At 49.6% G+C, this 15,548-nt stretch carries 17 protein-coding genes; 6 read left to right on the forward strand and 11 right to left on the reverse strand.

Going from position 1 to position 15,548, the window contains the following annotated elements; all coding sequences use genetic code 11:
- Positions 1–13: 13 nt before the first annotated feature.
- The 11 genes from purF to rpsF form a co-directional block, all read right to left on the reverse strand.
- The gene (gene purF, locus V7723_RS04130; RefSeq protein WP_335683168.1) at positions 14–1,486 is read right to left on the reverse strand and encodes an amidophosphoribosyltransferase; all 1,473 of its coding nucleotides are present in this window, start codon (positions 1,484–1,486) and stop codon (positions 14–16) included.
- Complete coding sequence (locus V7723_RS04135; RefSeq protein ID WP_335683169.1) at positions 1,483–2,178, reverse strand: CvpA family protein; 696 nt, start codon at positions 2,176–2,178, stop codon at positions 1,483–1,485. The genes purF and V7723_RS04135 overlap by 4 nt, the downstream gene beginning before the upstream one ends.
- 18 nt (positions 2,179–2,196) lie before the next feature.
- Entirely contained in the window at positions 2,197–3,576 is a 1,380-nt protein-coding gene (radA, locus tag V7723_RS04140; protein WP_335683170.1) for a DNA repair protein RadA, read from the reverse strand.
- A gap of 56 nt (positions 3,577–3,632) precedes the next feature.
- On the reverse strand, positions 3,633–4,409 hold the full coding sequence (locus V7723_RS04145) for an ABC transporter ATP-binding protein (RefSeq protein WP_335683171.1): 777 nt from the start codon (positions 4,407–4,409) through the stop codon (positions 3,633–3,635).
- Positions 4,406–5,188, reverse strand: a complete 783-nt coding sequence (locus V7723_RS04150) for an MlaE family ABC transporter permease (RefSeq protein WP_335683172.1) — start codon at positions 5,186–5,188, stop codon at positions 4,406–4,408. The genes V7723_RS04145 and V7723_RS04150 overlap by 4 nt, the downstream gene beginning before the upstream one ends.
- Before the next feature lies 1 nt (position 5,189).
- Positions 5,190–6,305: an alanine racemase gene (alr, locus tag V7723_RS04155; protein ID WP_335683173.1), complete on the reverse strand. Its 1,116-nt coding sequence runs from the start codon at positions 6,303–6,305 to the stop codon at positions 5,190–5,192.
- Between the two features lie 15 nt (positions 6,306–6,320).
- Entirely contained in the window at positions 6,321–7,802 is a 1,482-nt protein-coding gene (locus V7723_RS04160; protein WP_335683174.1) for a replicative DNA helicase, read from the reverse strand.
- Between the two features lie 186 nt (positions 7,803–7,988).
- On the reverse strand, positions 7,989–8,621 hold the full coding sequence (gene rplI / locus V7723_RS04165; protein ID WP_335683175.1) for a 50S ribosomal protein L9: 633 nt from the start codon (positions 8,619–8,621) through the stop codon (positions 7,989–7,991).
- Positions 8,621–9,574 (reverse strand): DUF2232 domain-containing protein, encoded by a 954-nt coding sequence (locus tag V7723_RS04170; RefSeq protein WP_335683176.1) that lies wholly within the window; start codon positions 9,572–9,574, stop codon positions 8,621–8,623. The genes rplI and V7723_RS04170 overlap by 1 nt, the downstream gene beginning before the upstream one ends.
- A 42-nt stretch (positions 9,575–9,616) precedes the next feature.
- Positions 9,617–9,853 (reverse strand): 30S ribosomal protein S18, encoded by a 237-nt coding sequence (gene rpsR, locus V7723_RS04175; RefSeq protein ID WP_335683177.1) that lies wholly within the window; start codon positions 9,851–9,853, stop codon positions 9,617–9,619.
- Positions 9,853–10,338: a 30S ribosomal protein S6 gene (rpsF, locus tag V7723_RS04180; protein WP_335683178.1), complete on the reverse strand. Its 486-nt coding sequence runs from the start codon at positions 10,336–10,338 to the stop codon at positions 9,853–9,855. The genes rpsR and rpsF overlap by 1 nt, the downstream gene beginning before the upstream one ends.
- Positions 10,339–10,536: 198 nt before the next feature.
- On the opposite strand from rpsF, the gene fabD reads away from it, so the two are divergent.
- From fabD to V7723_RS04210, 6 genes are all read left to right on the forward strand, one after another.
- Positions 10,537–11,490, forward strand: a complete 954-nt coding sequence (gene fabD, locus V7723_RS04185) for an ACP S-malonyltransferase (protein WP_335683179.1) — start codon at positions 10,537–10,539, stop codon at positions 11,488–11,490.
- Positions 11,491–11,521: 31 nt separating this feature from the next.
- Entirely contained in the window at positions 11,522–12,259 is a 738-nt protein-coding gene (gene fabG / locus V7723_RS04190; RefSeq protein WP_335683180.1) for a 3-oxoacyl-[acyl-carrier-protein] reductase, read from the forward strand.
- 184 nt (positions 12,260–12,443) lie between these two features.
- Positions 12,444–12,674, forward strand: coding sequence for an acyl carrier protein (locus tag V7723_RS04195; protein ID WP_251932777.1), 231 nt, complete (start codon positions 12,444–12,446; stop codon positions 12,672–12,674).
- 63 nt (positions 12,675–12,737) lie between these two features.
- On the forward strand, positions 12,738–13,997 hold the full coding sequence (gene fabF, locus V7723_RS04200; RefSeq protein ID WP_335683181.1) for a beta-ketoacyl-ACP synthase II: 1,260 nt from the start codon (positions 12,738–12,740) through the stop codon (positions 13,995–13,997).
- A 28-nt stretch (positions 13,998–14,025) separates the two neighbouring features.
- The gene (gene mltG, locus V7723_RS04205) at positions 14,026–15,009 is read left to right on the forward strand and encodes an endolytic transglycosylase MltG (protein WP_335683182.1); all 984 of its coding nucleotides are present in this window, start codon (positions 14,026–14,028) and stop codon (positions 15,007–15,009) included.
- 108 nt (positions 15,010–15,117) lie between these two features.
- Positions 15,118–15,548: hypothetical protein (locus V7723_RS04210; protein ID WP_335683183.1), on the forward strand; the 431-nt coding region annotated here is incomplete at its 3' end.

Consider the following 15,548-nt stretch of genomic DNA (forward strand, 5'->3'; position numbering starts at 1 on the left):
AATGGTGCCGATTTCAAGAATGCTCGGACAGAAGCGTAAGCTCTGCCGCCATCCCACTTTCCTGGTCGACCAGCTCTATTGGATAGTCGCCGGTAAAGCAAGCGTCGCAATATTGCGGCTGTTCGGAATTGCGTTCAAGCTCACCCATCGCTACATACAGGCCATTTATGGAGACAAAGTTGAGGCTGTCGGCGCCAATAAACTTGCACATTTCTTCAATGTCATATTGGGCGGCCAGCAACTTATTACGGCTGGGTGTATCCACGCCATAGAAGCAGGAATTGGTTGTTGGCGGGCTGGCGATGCGCATATGCACTTCGGTCGCGCCGGCTTCGCGCATCATTTGCACTATCTTGGTTGAAGTGGTGCCGCGAACAATGGAATCATCGACCAGAATAACTCGCTTGCCTTTGATCAGGGCCCGGTTTGCGTTGAGCTTGAGCTTAACGCCCAAATGACGAATCTGATCTGTTGGTTCGATAAAAGTTCGACCGACATAATGGTTTCGAATAATTCCCAAATCGAACTGGATGCCGCTTTGTTCGGCATAGCCGATGGCCGCCGGCGTTCCAGAATCAGGAACCGGGATAACCAGATCCGCATCCACCGGATACTCGACAGCTAGCTGCTGGCCGATATCTTTACGGACATCATAGACAGATCGTTTCTCGACGACGCTGTCCGGGCGGGCAAAATAGATATGTTCGAAAATACAGAAGCGTTTTGGCGGTGTCGAAAAGGGGAAGAGGGAGGTTAATCCGTTTTTATCGACAACAATCACCTCGCCGGGCTCCACATCCCGGATAAAATCCGCACCAATGATATCGAGCGCACAGCTTTCCGATGTCAGGATATAGGCATTATCCAATTTACCCAAAACCAGTGGGCGGACACCAAAGGGGTCACGAATGCCGACCATCTTCTTGCTGGTCAGGGAGACCAGAGAATAGGCTCCGATAATCTTGGACATGGCATCGATCATGCAATCGACGATCTTTATTTTCTTACTGTTAGCAACCAGATGGATAATGACTTCCGTATCGGTGGTTGACTGGAAAATGCTGCCTTCTGTCACCAGTTGCTTACGAAGCGTTGATGCGTTGGTCAGGTTGCCGTTATGGGCGACGGCAAGTCCGCCATTGGCCAGATCGGCAAAAATTGGCTGGATATTCCGTAGGACAGAGCCGCCGGTCGTGGCGTATCGGTTATGGCCAAGGGCTGCTTCGCCTTTCAGGCCGCCGATCACCTCTTCGGATGAGAAATTGTCACCGACCTTGCCCATGGCTTTGTGGCTATGGAAATGTCGCCCGTCAAGGCTGACGATGCCGGCGGCTTCTTGTCCGCGGTGTTGAAGTGCATGCAAACCAAGTGCGGCGAGGGCGGCTGCCTCTCCGTGGCCATAAATCCCAAAAACACCACATTCTTCATGAAGTTTGTCATCGTCGAAGGGATTGCACAGATCGTCAACTATATGGCTGTCCGTCATTTGGGATTTTCCTGCGTACTTTTGGTAAGATTTTCCATCTGTTGTCGCGATCGATCATCATAGCCTTTGTCGATGATTTTTGTCGCATCATCGACGTTGGTCTTTATGCCGTCTTTTACCGCATCAGGCAATTCATCATATTTTTCTTTGAGGTTTTTAAGAGTGTCCTGATCTGAAGCCCGCGTGATATTCAGATTTTCCTGCATGTCCGGGGGCAACAATCTGGCAACAAACGAACCGCTGGCTGACACAATAGGCAGCATCTTGGCATTCAACACCCATTCGGGCCGGTCATCTTCGGGGATAAACTGAACAAAGATCAGCCAGGCGATGCCCAGCAACAGGAAGCCGCGGGCGATGCCAAAAAATATTCCAAGCGAGCGATCGAGAGCGCCGAGACTGGAGGCTTTCACCTTTTCCGATATGGCGTGGCTGAAATAGGACAAGATCACCAGAGACAGGACAAACACAACGGCACCGGTGAGGATATCCGCGATCAACAGATTGACGATAAATTCACGGGCAATGGGTTGGAGCAGCGGGAAAGCATAAAGCGTGATAAAAGTGGCGCCAACCCAGCCTGCGATGGCCAGGGTTTCTTTCACAAAGCCGCGCACAAAGCCAAAAATTGCCGAAATCAGGAGTATCACGAGGATAATCGCATCGGCACTTTGTATGGGGAAGTCTTCCATAAAGCTCTCTATACCCCTTTAAACAACTTGGGTCACGGGTTGCGATTGTGTAAACAGACTAACAATTTCCCGCAGATGTTCCACTTCAATAATTTTCATGGACGTATCTTTGATCTTGCTGCCAGCAGGAATAATGGCTGTTGTAAATCCGAGTTTCGCCGCCTCTTTTAACCGAGCATCGGCCTGACCGACAGCCCTAATTTCACCGGAGAGTCCGATTTCACCAAAAAACAAGCTGCTTTCGGGAACAGGGATATCAGAAATCGAGGAAACCAAGGCCGCAACAACGGCCAGATCAGCCGCGGGTTCGTTCACTCGCAGCCCGCCCGCCACATTGAGATAGACTTCACTTCCGGTAAAAGACAGTCCACACCGCGCATCCAGCACCGCAAGAATCATTGCTAACCGATTGGAATCCCAGCCAACAACGGCCCGGCGCGGGGTTGCTTGTGGGGTGGTTGCCACCAGCCCCTGAATTTCCACAAGCAGGGGGCGCGTGCCTTCCATACCCGCGAAGACCGACGCACCGCTAATGGCCTTGTCTGGATTGCTCAAGAAAAGCGAAGAGGGATTGGCAACTTCTTGCAGGCCTGCATCTGTCATTTCGAACACACCAATTTCGTCAGTGGCCCCAAAGCGATTCTTAACAGCGCGCAAGATCCTGAACTGATGGCCACGATCCCCTTCAAAATACAGGACCGTATCCACCATATGCTCCAGAACCCGAGGGCCAGCGATCTGGCCGTCTTTGGTGACATGCCCGACTAGGATGACACTGCAACCGGATTTGCGGGCGTAGCGGATCAGTTCCTGGGCGCAGGCCCGGACTTGCGCGACCGTACCCGGGGCACTGGACAAATTGTCCGCGAACACGGTTTGGATAGAATCAATGACCAGCAATTTCGGCGTCGGTGATTTTTCAAGGCTGGTAATGATATCCCGGAGCGAGTTGGCCGATGCCAGCTGCACCGGCGCATCTGAAAGCCCTAGCCGTCTTGCTCGCATGGATATCTGTTGGGTGGCTTCTTCGCCGGAAATATAGGTGCAGGGTTGGCCCTTTAGAGCCATGTGCCCAACTGCTTGCAACAGCAGTGTTGATTTACCAATACCCGGATCACCACCAATCAAGATGGACGAACCGGAGACAAATCCGCCGCCCAGAACCCGGTCGAGTTCACTAAGTTCACTGAATGTCCGGGTATGGTCGCTGGTGTCGGTATCGAGGGCGGTAAATTCGATTTTCTGGCCTTTTCCCGTCGACAGGCCGCTGGGTACGGCTGCCTCGGTCAAGCCTTCTAATAGCGAATTCCACTCCCCGCAGGCATCACAACGGCCTTGCCATTTGCGATGTACTTCGCCGCAGGATTGGCAGGTGAATTGTTCGGCAGTTCGCGCCATGGTTCATTCCAGTTAATCGTGGTTTTGGCCGAAACCAAAAATATGTCCGTCGCAGGTTATGGTTTCAAGATTTCCAGTTTTATGGGTCCGTCAATGTCACCCCGAACAAACTGTTCAACATAGGGGTTGCCGCAAGTATTGATGGTATCTGCGGGTCCGGACCAGACGACGTTTCCTTTATAGAGCAACGCGATTGTGTCGCCAATAACCTGCGCACTATCCATATCGTGGGATATGGTCAGCGTTGTTGCGCCGAGACGTCGGGTACAGTCACGGATCAGGCTGTCAATGACATCGCCCATAATAGGGTCGAGGCCTGTGGTAGGTTCATCGAAAAAAATGATTTCTGGATCCGCGGCAATGGCCCGGGCGAGGCCAACGCGCTTTTGCATACCAACGGACATTTCCGAGGGATTTCGATCCGCCATATCCGGGCCCAGACCCACAAGGCTGAGTTTCTCTATGGCTATTTTTTTGGCTTCTTTCCGCGGCATACCGTGGGCTTGAAGCAGTCCAAAGGCTACATTTTCCCAGACCGGCAGGCTGTCAAACAAAGCGGCATATTGAAAGAGCATGCCTGTTTTCAAAAGCACTTTTTCTCGCGCCTTGGACGACAAGCCGATTACCGATTTTCCATCAATGAGAATATCGCCGCTATCCGGCTCCAGCAGCCCGAGAATGCATTTCAGCATCACTGATTTGCCCGTTCCCGAACCGCCGATGACCACCAGGGATTCGCCTTCCTTGATGCTCAGGTCGAGGTCCGCCAGAATAACTTTACTGCCGAAGGCCTTGCATACTTTTCTTAACTCGATTTTTGGCGTTGCAGTCATGGTTGAATGGTGAGCATTACGGTGAGGAAGTAATCACTTATCAGGATCAGAACGAAAGAAGAGACCACGGCATTGGTTGTCGCCTTACCAACGCCTTGTGCGCCACCAACCGAATTAAATCCGTGATAGCACCCCATCAATGCGACAATAAATCCAAAGACAGCCGCTTTGATCAAACCGGAAACAACGTCGCGAACCTGCAGGAATTCGAAGGTGTTTGTCAGATAGTTACCGGGATTGAAGCCCAGAGACTCTGTTGCGACCAGGAAGCCACCGGCAACGCCAATGATATCGCCCAGCAAAACCAGGAAGGGCAACGTAATCACCGCAGCCAGAATGCGCGGGGTCACAAGGTATTTAAACGGGTTTGTCGATAAGGTAGACAAGGCATCAATTTGCTCTGTCACACGCATGGTGCCGATTTCCGCGGCAATCGCGGCGCCAACGCGCCCGGCGACCATTAGACCGCTGAGGACCGGCGACAGTTCCCGGGTCAACCCAATAACAACAATCGTCGGGACGGCGCTTTCCGCATTAAAACGCGAAGAGCCATCGTAAATTTGCAACGCCAGAACCATACCTGTGAACAGGGCTGTCATCCCGACGACCGGCAGGGAATAATAACCGATGTTCATAAGCTGCCGCAAAAACAGCGACAGATAAAAAGGTGGGACGATACAATGCCGCAGGCTAATGGCTGTAAATTTCGTAATCCGGCCAACGGCTGCCATAAAGGAGATGAAGACACGGCCGATCGCCGCAAAAAAATTCCATTCCATATTACTTGTCCGCCGGTTCCAAATATTCCCGAGAGTATCTATTCCCGAGAGAGGTAAGTATTTCATATGGAATTGTATTGGCATGTGCCGCTACTTCATCCAATGGCACCGCGCCACCAATCAGATCAACAAAACTTCCAGCGACACATTCATGTTGTGGGATGTTACTGACGTCGATTGTAATTATGTCCATCGAGACGCGCCCTATGACCGGTACTTTATTGTTCTTTATCGCACATTCTGCTTTATTGCCAAGTGCTCGTATATAACCATCCGCATAGCCTACTGAAACCGTGGCAATCCGGCTCACATCTTCTGTCCGGTATGTCGCACCATAGCCAACGTGAAATTGACTGTCAACGTCCTGAACTTGCAGGATTTTCCCCTGTAATTGAACGACTTCCCGCATCGGGTTTGGCGCGCGGCCTGTTGGATTGCCGCCAAATAAGGCAATGCCGGGCCGCGCCAGATCGAAATGAAAGTCGGGGCCCAGAAAAATGCCGGCGGAATTGGCGAAGGAAACAGGCGTATCTTGCAAAGCTGCCGGCAACAATGTTTTAAAGTAATGCAGGCAATCCAGCTGTTGTTTGTTAAGGGGATGATCCGGATCATCGGCGCAGGCCAGATGACTCATGACATAATCAATTTTCAGATTATCGAGTAGCGATGGCTCCGCCGCAAGATCATGGATCTCTTGTTCCAAGAATCCCAGCCTTGTTATTCCTGTATCGAGATGAATTGCCGCCCTTAAAGGCCCGTGATCACGGGCATAATCTGACCAACTTCGCAGTTCATCCAGCGTATTGAGAACCGGAAATAGATGATGTTCCAGGTAAGCTGGTTCCGCGTTCACCATCAATCCGGAGAGAACGTAGATTGTCGCCTCTGGCAAACAATTGCGTAGCGTGAGGCCTTCTCCCGGCAAGGCAACAAAAAATTCAGTACATCCTACTTCCGCCAGGGCAGGGGCGACTTTCTCGATACCCAGGCCATACGCATTGGCTTTCACAGACGCACCGCATCGCGCCGGCGCTGTCTCATTTTGCAGTATGCGGTAATTTTCCTGAAGAGCACCCAGATCTATAGTCAAATGGGCGCCGGCAAGTCTAGGATCCATAAACGCGGCCGCTTCCTAATGGTGCTCAGGTAAATAATCATCGGAGATATAATCGCCAAACCGGGTGAATTCCGGTTTGAAGTGCAATTTGATAATTCCGATCGGACCGTGCCGCTGCTTGCCAATGATCACTTCTGCCATGTTATGCAGACGGCCCATTTTTTCCTGCCACTCGGCATGCTCCGGCGTGCCCTCAGAGGGCTCTTTGCGCTCTTCGTAATATGATTCCCGGTAGACGAACATCACCACATCTGAATCCTGCTCGATAGAGCCAGATTCACGTAAATCTGAGAGCTGAGGCCTTTTATCGTCCCGATTTTCTACTTGCCGGCTAAGCTGTGACAAAGCAATAACAGGTATATTCAACTCCTTGGCGATGGCTTTCAAGCCCTGTGTAACTTCCGAGATTTCCTGGACCCGGTTTTCACTGCGCCGTCCTGAACCCTTCATCAACTGAAGGTAATCGACAACAATTAATCCCAATCCATGGCTTCGTTTCAGTCGCCGCGCGCGCGTTCGCATGGCGGCGATGGACAGGGCAGGCGTATCATCTATGTAAAGCGGTAGTTCGGACAATAATGCACTTTGTGGAACCAGTTTATTCGCAAATTCGTCATCGCTTAAATCGCCGCGACGGAGTTTTTCTGAACTTATTTCCGTGGCTTCTGCAAGAATACGACCGACAAGTTGTTCCGCCGCCATCTCAAGCGAGAAGAAACCGACAGCGGCGCCTTCCTTGCCGCCTGTCCGGTGATGTGCTTTTGCTGCGTTGTAGGCAATATTTGTTGCCAGTGATGTTTTGCCCATTGAGGGCCGACCCGCCAGAATGAGAAGGTCGGAACTATGCAGGCCGCCGAGTTTACCATCCATATCTTTCAAACCGGTGGTCACGCCGACAAGATTACCATCCCGGTGGAAAGCTTCCTCAATCGATTTTAAAGCTTCTCCAACGGCAATCTTCACCGGCAATAAAGAGCCTTCATGCGCGCCATTCTCTGCCAAGGAAAAGAGTTTTTTCTCGGCTTCTTCGATTTGCGACTGTGACGTTTCTTCAAGATCGGAATCATATGCCGTATTGACGATATCTTCGCCCAACAGGATGAGTTCCCGGCGCATGGCCAGATCATAAATCAACCGGCCGTAATTTTCGGCATTGATTATCGTTGTTGCGGAGGCGGCAAGGCGCGCCAGATATTGCGAGCCTCCAATATCTGCCAAAGCAGAATCGTTATCGAAATAGGATTTTAAAGTGACGGGGTCAGCAATTTCACCCCGTTCGATCAAAATTGTCGCGGCATCATAAATACGTCTGTGCACATCTTCGGAGAAATGTTCGGGCGTCAAGAAGCCAGTAACTTTGGCCGCCGCCTCGTTATTGACAAGGATAGCGCCAATAAGATCCTGTTCTGCTTCAATGTTATGAGGGGCGGAACGATAGGCGAGGGACCCATCTGATCCGTCTTCTGATCGCTCTTCACTGACTAATACCGTTTCCATAGCGGGATCCTATCACAAGGCGGTATTATGTTCATTCATAATCTGATTTTATTGACTTGATTAGCTGTGGAAAATTTTTATCCACAGCCTGTTAATATCGAGCATATTTCTGAAACACAAAAAAAGAAATAGGCGGCGCCCGATTGGACCCCGCCTACTGTTCCGTTGCTATCACCAAGAGGATGATTAGGCTTTTTCTTCGCCTTCGCTTGTGTCTGTTTCGGTCTCTGCATCCGCATTAGTTATCTGAAGATCATCCAGATCAACTTCTGCTGTTGATTCAAAGACATCAGCGATTGCTTCATCGCGACCATCAAGGGCGGCTTCAGCTGCATCTTCGACAGACTCGCCACGGGCCTGAATTTTCGCTTCTTCGGCAGAGCGGGCGATGTTTACGACAACTGTAACATTTACTTCTGGATGCAAACGCACTTTGATATCATGCAGGCCAAGAGTTTTAAGAACCTTGTTCATGACAATCTGTTTGCGATCGACCGTAAAGCCAGCAGATGTTACAGCCTTGGCAATATCTTGTGTGCTAACTGAACCATAAAGCTGCTGAGATTCACTGGCAGCACGGATCAGAATGACAGTTTCACCATCGAGTTTTTCACCAACTTTGCTGGCTTCTTGACTCTGCTGGAGATTGTCCGCCTCGAGCTGGGCCCGTTGCGTTTCGAAAATCGCCAAGTTATCTTTGTTGGCACGCAGAGCTTTGTTCTGCGGCAACAGAAAATTCCGAGCGTAGCCGTTCTTTACGGTGACAACGTCACCCATTTGTCCAAGTCTTTCAACTCGTTCTAATAATACTACTTCCATCAGTCTTCCTCCTGGTGGGTGGTGACGGCAAAACGGCGCCTGAACCCGATCCAATTTTCCATCAATCCTAATATTGTAACCAAAAGAAATGGCCACAACATAATAATCAACACCATATAAATCGCCCCAAGTAGGATGGGCCGACCGTTCCATCTTTTCGAAACCACATGAATAACGGCCATTCCCTGTAGGAAAAAAGCAATCTCCAATGCGATTACAATGGCGCTCAAAATCGGCCAGATACCGTCAAGAAAGATACTTAACACAACGGCCGCGATGAACACCAGAGCTGACCATACCGGCAACTCCATTTTCGTCAGTTTAGGTGTCGGGCGTTTGTTCTTTCCAAATCGAACCAGTAGCCCTTGGGCCAGAGATCCGCTTAACAAAACAAACAATCCCCACATTGGGCCCAGAAATTGCGGCATCATTGCAACAAATTCTTCAGCGGTCAACGTAGGGCTGACACCCTTCAATTCCTTTAGTTGCACCAACATCTGATCAAATCCTGTGATCAGGCCTTGTTGCAACTCGTCGTTCATATTCACCACGACCATCGCCGCGATTGTTAGACCGACACATATACCCACCCACGAGATTAACAAATACTCTGTCGGGTACCAGAATTTCTCTTCTTCCGTTCCCCGCCACAGTAACGCTTGCCGAACAATGACAAGCACCGGCGCGCCGCATAGGATGGCATATGTCAAACCAAATACAGGACTCAGAACAAGAGAGGCAACGATGGCACCGGTGATGACCGAAGCCGTTGCACTCATAATTCCAAACCCTAATCCCGAAATAAACAAAGGGACTAGAGACAGGGTCCATAAAGCCAATGATTGAAAGGCCGATCCGTAGTTTGCGCCACCATCATTTCCAATGATGGAAATTGACAGAAGCAGGGTACTTAAAATACCCAACGAGATGGCTACGACCAGTTCCTTGACCATAAGCTGTATTCTAAAAGTAGCGTCGCCGCTGCTTTTAGCTTTCTATACTACAATAAACGGCAGGAGCGCGAGGTTTCTTGCACGTTTAATTGCTTTCGCAAGTTCGCGTTGTTTCTTAGCGGAAACAGCGGTAATGCGACTTGGCATAATTTTACCACGTTCGGATACGAAACGTTGCAGAAGCTTTACGTCTTTGTAATCGATTTTCGGTGCGCCATCGCCTGAAAACGGACAGGTCTTCCGGCGACGGAAAAACGGGCGGCGTTGTTCGTCAGCCATTATGCGTCTCCTTCAACGGTTGCGACTTCTTCAGTCACTGTTTCTTCGGCTGCAGCGACAACTTTTTCTTCGGCTGCAGCGACAACTTTTTCTTCAGTAGCAGCTGCTTTTGGTGCGTCGTTATTCTGTTCCTCACGATCACGGCGACCACCTGGACGGGCACTACGTGATTGCAGCATAACAGAATCATTTTCGTTTAATTCTTCAACCCGCAACGTCATATGGCGCAAAATATCTTCATGGAGAAGAAGATTGCGCTCCATTTCCTTAACTGCGGCAACAGGTGAATCAATGTTCAACAGAACATAATGCCCTTTACGGTTTTTCTTGATTTTGTAGGCAAGATTACGAAGTCCCCAATGCTCAACTTTAGCAACGGTTCCGCCGCCTTCAGTGACGAATTCGGACATTTGTTCCGTCAGAGTTTCCACTTGTTGCGTGGAGATATCCTGACGCGCAATTATAACTGTCTCATATAGAGGCATTAATATAAGCTCCTTACGGCTTCTAGATGTCTGGAGTTACGGTTGCCCATAACCTACCAAACTTAGCCGACCTCCGTCGGCAAGGAGTATTGAGGCCGCGGACTATACAGACATTGCGGTCATATGCAAGTAGGCTTGACAGGAATTTTTTCCGCAATATGAATGTGCCTCAGTAACTAACAAGATCGGACCTTATATATGATACGTGCATTTGTATTTCCAGGCCAAGGCAGTCAATCTGTTGGCATGGGAAAAGAGCTGGCGGAAAGTTTCCCTGCTGCTCGCGAAGTTTTCGAGGAAGTCAATGATTCCCTTGGACAAAACCTGACACAGCTAATGTTTGAAGGGCCGATTGAGGAGCTGACATTAACCGAAAATGCTCAGCCCGCACTAATGGCTGTCAGCCTCGCTGTTGTTCGGGTCCTTGAAAAAGAAGGAAATATGGATCTAGGGACAACCGCAAAATTTGTAGGCGGGCATTCTTTGGGAGAATATTCTGCGTTGACAGCGGCCGGCGCCCTGACCATTTCCGACGCGGCGATATTATTGAAAGCCAGAGGGGTGGCCATGCAGCAAGCTGTGCCGGTTGGAGTGGGGGCGATGGCCGCCTTGCTTGGCTTGAACATCGGGCCGGTTGAGGAAGTCGTTGCGGAGGCAGAAAAATCTGCAGTTGATGGAGAGATTTGCGTTACCGCAAATGATAACGCAGATGGACAGGTTGTCCTGAGCGGCCACAAAGGTGCCGTGGAAAAAGCCATTGAGATTGCCAAGGAAAAAGGCGCGAAGCGAGGGATGCTCTTACCTGTAAGCGCCCCATTTCATTGCCCATTGATGCAGCCGGCAGCAGATGTGATGGCTGAAAAGCTGGCAGAAGTCACCATTGCGCCACCTCGTGTGCCGTTGGTTGCTAACGTTACGGCTGCAGAAGTAAGTGATCCGGACACGATCCGCCAATTGCTGGTCGATCAGGTTACAGGTCGTGTTCGCTGGCGCGAGAGTGTTCTGTACATGGGCGAGCAGGGTGTGGAAGAGCTTGTTGAGTTGGGCGCTGGCAAGATTCTGACAGGCATGGTACGTAGAATTAACCGCGAGTTGACGGGAACAGCCGTTCAATCTCCTGCGGATATAGAAGCATTTTTGGCAACCCTTTGAAGATTTGATAGTTGTGAAATTGGAGTAAAATATGTTTGATCTAACAGGCAAATGCGCGCTTGTAACAGGGGCATCTGGTGGACTAGGTGCTATAATCGCCAAAGATCTTCATGCTGCCGGAGCAACAGTCGCTTTATCAGGCACACGAGAAGACGCCTTGAAGGCGGTTGCCACAGAGCTTGGGGACCGGGTCCATGTGTTGCCGTGCAATCTTTCTGATATGGAGGCTGTTGGCAACTTGATCAAGGACGCGGATGCGGCCATGGGCCAGGTAGATATCCTTGTAAATAATGCTGGTCTGACCCGTGATGGCCTTGCCATGCGGATGAAAGAGGAAGATTGGGATCTGGTGATGGATGTTAATCTTAAAGCCGCGTTTTTGCTCTCTAAAACTAGCCTTCGGGGCATGATGAAACGGCGCACCGGCCGCATTATCGGAATTACATCGATTGTTGGCGTCACGGGCAATCCGGGGCAAATGAATTACGCTGCTTCGAAAGCGGGCATGATTGGTATGTCGAAATCCTTGGCGCAGGAAGTCGCCAGTCGGGGAATTACAGTAAATTGTGTTGCGCCTGGATTTATTGAAACAGCCATGACCGATGCTCTTCCCGACGCACAGAAAGAAGCTCTACTCATTGGCGTACCTGCGGGTAAATTGGGGGACCCACGAGATATCTCTGCTGCTGTTTTATATCTTGCTTCCGATGAGGCTGGCTACGTCACGGGCCAGACACTGCATGTGAATGGTGGAATGGCCATGATCTAAGTGCGTATGCTCTTGTCTGAAATCGGAAAAATACTACCTGTGACAGGTTTCCTTTGCAAGATTGACAAAGTATGCTAGGAAACCGCACGAAATTGACCTCTGTTCTGCTTGAAATTTAAGCTTGGTGGGGGTAAGGATTGAAGAGACTATTACTTAAACTGTCGGATTATCTAAGGAAACAGCTATGACTACTACCGCCGAGCGCGTAATAAAAATCGTTATCGAACATCTTGGTGTTGACGAAGGTAAAGTAACGGAAGAAGCTAGCTTCATTGACGATCTAGGTGCAGACAGCTTGGACACTGTTGAACTTGTGATGGCTTTTGAAGAAGAGTTCGGCATCGAAATCCCGGATGACGCTGCAGAAAAAATTCTGACAGTAAAAGACGCGATTACGCATATCGACGCAGCCTAAACCGGCTGAATAAATAGTAATAAAAGCGATTAATTCTCCTTAAACTTTTTGATAGGTTTTGGCATGCGACGTGTAGTTGTTACCGGAATGGGGCTTGTTACTCCGTTAGCTAACGGTGTTGAAGCGACTTGGAAAAGGCTTATTAACTCGGAATCTGGGGCTGGTCAGCTGACGAAGATCGATACAACCGATCTCCCCGTCAAATACGGCTGTGAAGTGCCTGAAACGCCGGATCACCCGGACGCTTTTATTGTTGGCGATATCTTGTCACCCAAAGAGCAGCGTAAAGTAGATAGCTTTATTTTGTTTGGTATTGGTGCCGCGGAAGAAGCTATCAAGGATTCCGGTTGGGTCCCGAAAAATGATGAAGAAGCCTGTCGTACAGGTGTAACCATCGGTTCCGGTATTGGTGGTTTGCCGTCTATCGAAGAAAACGCGATCATTTTGCATGAACGTGGACCACGCCGTATCAGTCCCTTTTTCATTCCGGGTGCGTTAATCAACCTTGTTTCTGGTCAAGTCTCTATCCGGCATGGTTTTAAAGGACCGGCGCACGCTGTCGTTACTGCGTGCTCGACAGGGGCACATGCCATCGGCGATGCCGCAAGGATGATTGTCGACGACGATGCGGATGTGATGGTTGCGGGTGGTGCCGAAGCGGCTATATGCCGATTGGGTATTGCGGGTTTTGCTTCAGCTAAAGCCTTGTCAAAAGGATTTCCTGATAACCCGGAACAAGCATCCCGTCCGTATGACAAGGGCCGGGATGGTTTCGTCATGGGGGAAGGCGCTGGCGTTGTCGTACTGGAAGAATATGAACACGCTAAAAAACGTGGCGCCAAAATTTATGCGGAAGTTGTTGGATATGGGTTATCTGGTGACGCGCACCATATTACGGCACCGGCAAGCGATGGCAATGGCGGCTACCGGGCCATGCAAATGGCGATCAAAAAATCTGGCCTGAGTCTGGACGATATTGGGTATGTAAATGCTCATGGAACTTCGACACCTCTTGGTGATGAAATTGAGGTAGGAGCAGTAAAGCGGTTGTTTGGCAGCGCGACTGAGAATCTTGCAATGTCCTCGACAAAATCTGCCATCGGCCATTTGCTGGGCGCCGCCGGCGGTGTTGAGGCCATCTTCTCCATCATGGCGATGAATCACGGTATCCTGCCTCCGACCCTTAATTTGGATGACCCGTCTGATGGCCTCGATCTAAATTTAGTGCCGAAAGTTGCGCAGGAAAAGAAACTGAATGCGGTTCTTTCCAATTCCTTTGGTTTTGGTGGGACGAATGCCAGCCTTGTGATGAAACGCGTTTAACTGATTATGACGAATTTTTGAGGGCAGGATGAAGCGGGTTTACTTCTTCATCTTTGCCCTTTTTATTGTTGCAGCTTTATCTGCAGCATCTCTCGCCGGTTATGGCTGGCATCTTTTCAAGTCTCCAGGCCCTCTCGCGGTAGAAACGACGTTTTTGCTTGAAAAAGGCACGGGACTACGATCTCTCTCCAAAAAACTTCATGAAAAAAAATTCATTAACAATGACTTGGCGTTCGTTTTTGGTGTCAAGGTTGAAAAGATGGGGCGTAGTCTTCGGGCTGGGGAATATTTAGTTCCTCCTAGTCTATCTGGATACGGACTTATGAATCTTTTTGTTTCCGGTAAAGTTGTTGAACGTCGCATAACCATTCCGGAAGGGCTGGAGAGTAGAGAAATACGTGAACTAATTTTGCAAGCTGATGGATTAGTAGGTGACATTACTATTACCATGCCGGAAGGCGCGTACCTTCCGGAAACCTATCACTATCAATTGGGCGACAGCCGGGAAGACCTCGTGAATCGGATGGCTGAAGATATGCGCGCCCTGACTGCAGAAACATGGAAATTGCGCGATCCGGAGTCCGAAATTAAGACTATGGAAGAATTGATCATTCTGGCTTCAATTGTCGAGAAAGAAACAGCATTGGCATCAGAGCGCCCCCATGTGGCCGGTGTATTCTTGAATCGCCTCAGGAAGGGCATGAAACTGCAGTCAGACCCAACTGTTGTCTATGGTATTACCGAAGGCAAGCGGGAACTGGGGCGGCCATTGAGCAAGAAAGACCTAGCGTCAGAGAATGAGTACAGTACGTATTACATATCAGGGTTGCCGAAAGGTCCAATTGCTAATCCAGGAGAGGAAAGCCTTCGCGCGGTTTTACAGCCAATGCAGACCAAGGATCTTTATTTCGTCGCCGATGGAACAGGGGGACATGCTTTTTCTAAAACGCTGGATGAACATAATGCCAATGTCCGAAAATGGCGCAAACTGAATAAGAAAAAGAAGAAGTAGTACATCAAATCCAATTTTTTCTATTTTTTTTTCAAAGAAATATGGCACAGGCAACAATCCTCAACCGTCTATCTCTGAGATATATGAAAATAGAGTGGGGACGCACTGATGGCTGCAAGTACAGATACAATTCAAATCCTGCTTAGACAACGGCAGGAGCTTCGACAGGCCTTATTGGATTTACGTGAAGAGATAGAAACTTTAGACGCCTCGTCATTGGACTTGGTGAACAAAAACGTTAAGTCACAAAAAGCGGCTCCTGTTGAAAATGTCAAACCATTGGAAGCTGTTGGCACAGGCCAATTGGAAGCACCAATCGGTAATGCTGACTCACCAGAACAAACCAATTTGGACCGCGCCTCGGAGGTGCCACAACCAGAAAAAATAATAAGTGATGCGCAGAAAACATCAACATTTTCCGAACCGAATAAAGTCAGCGTTGTCAGAGGACTCCAGCCTAATGGTCGATCGGAACGTCAGCCCACCAGGATAAGAAATGAACCTGTAGATAGTAATGCCGATATCCCGTCAGTATCGCC

Origin of the sequence: Sneathiella sp., assembly GCF_036960985.1 — a bacterium.
In the GTDB taxonomy this organism is placed as follows: domain Bacteria; phylum Pseudomonadota; class Alphaproteobacteria; order Sneathiellales; family Sneathiellaceae; genus Sneathiella.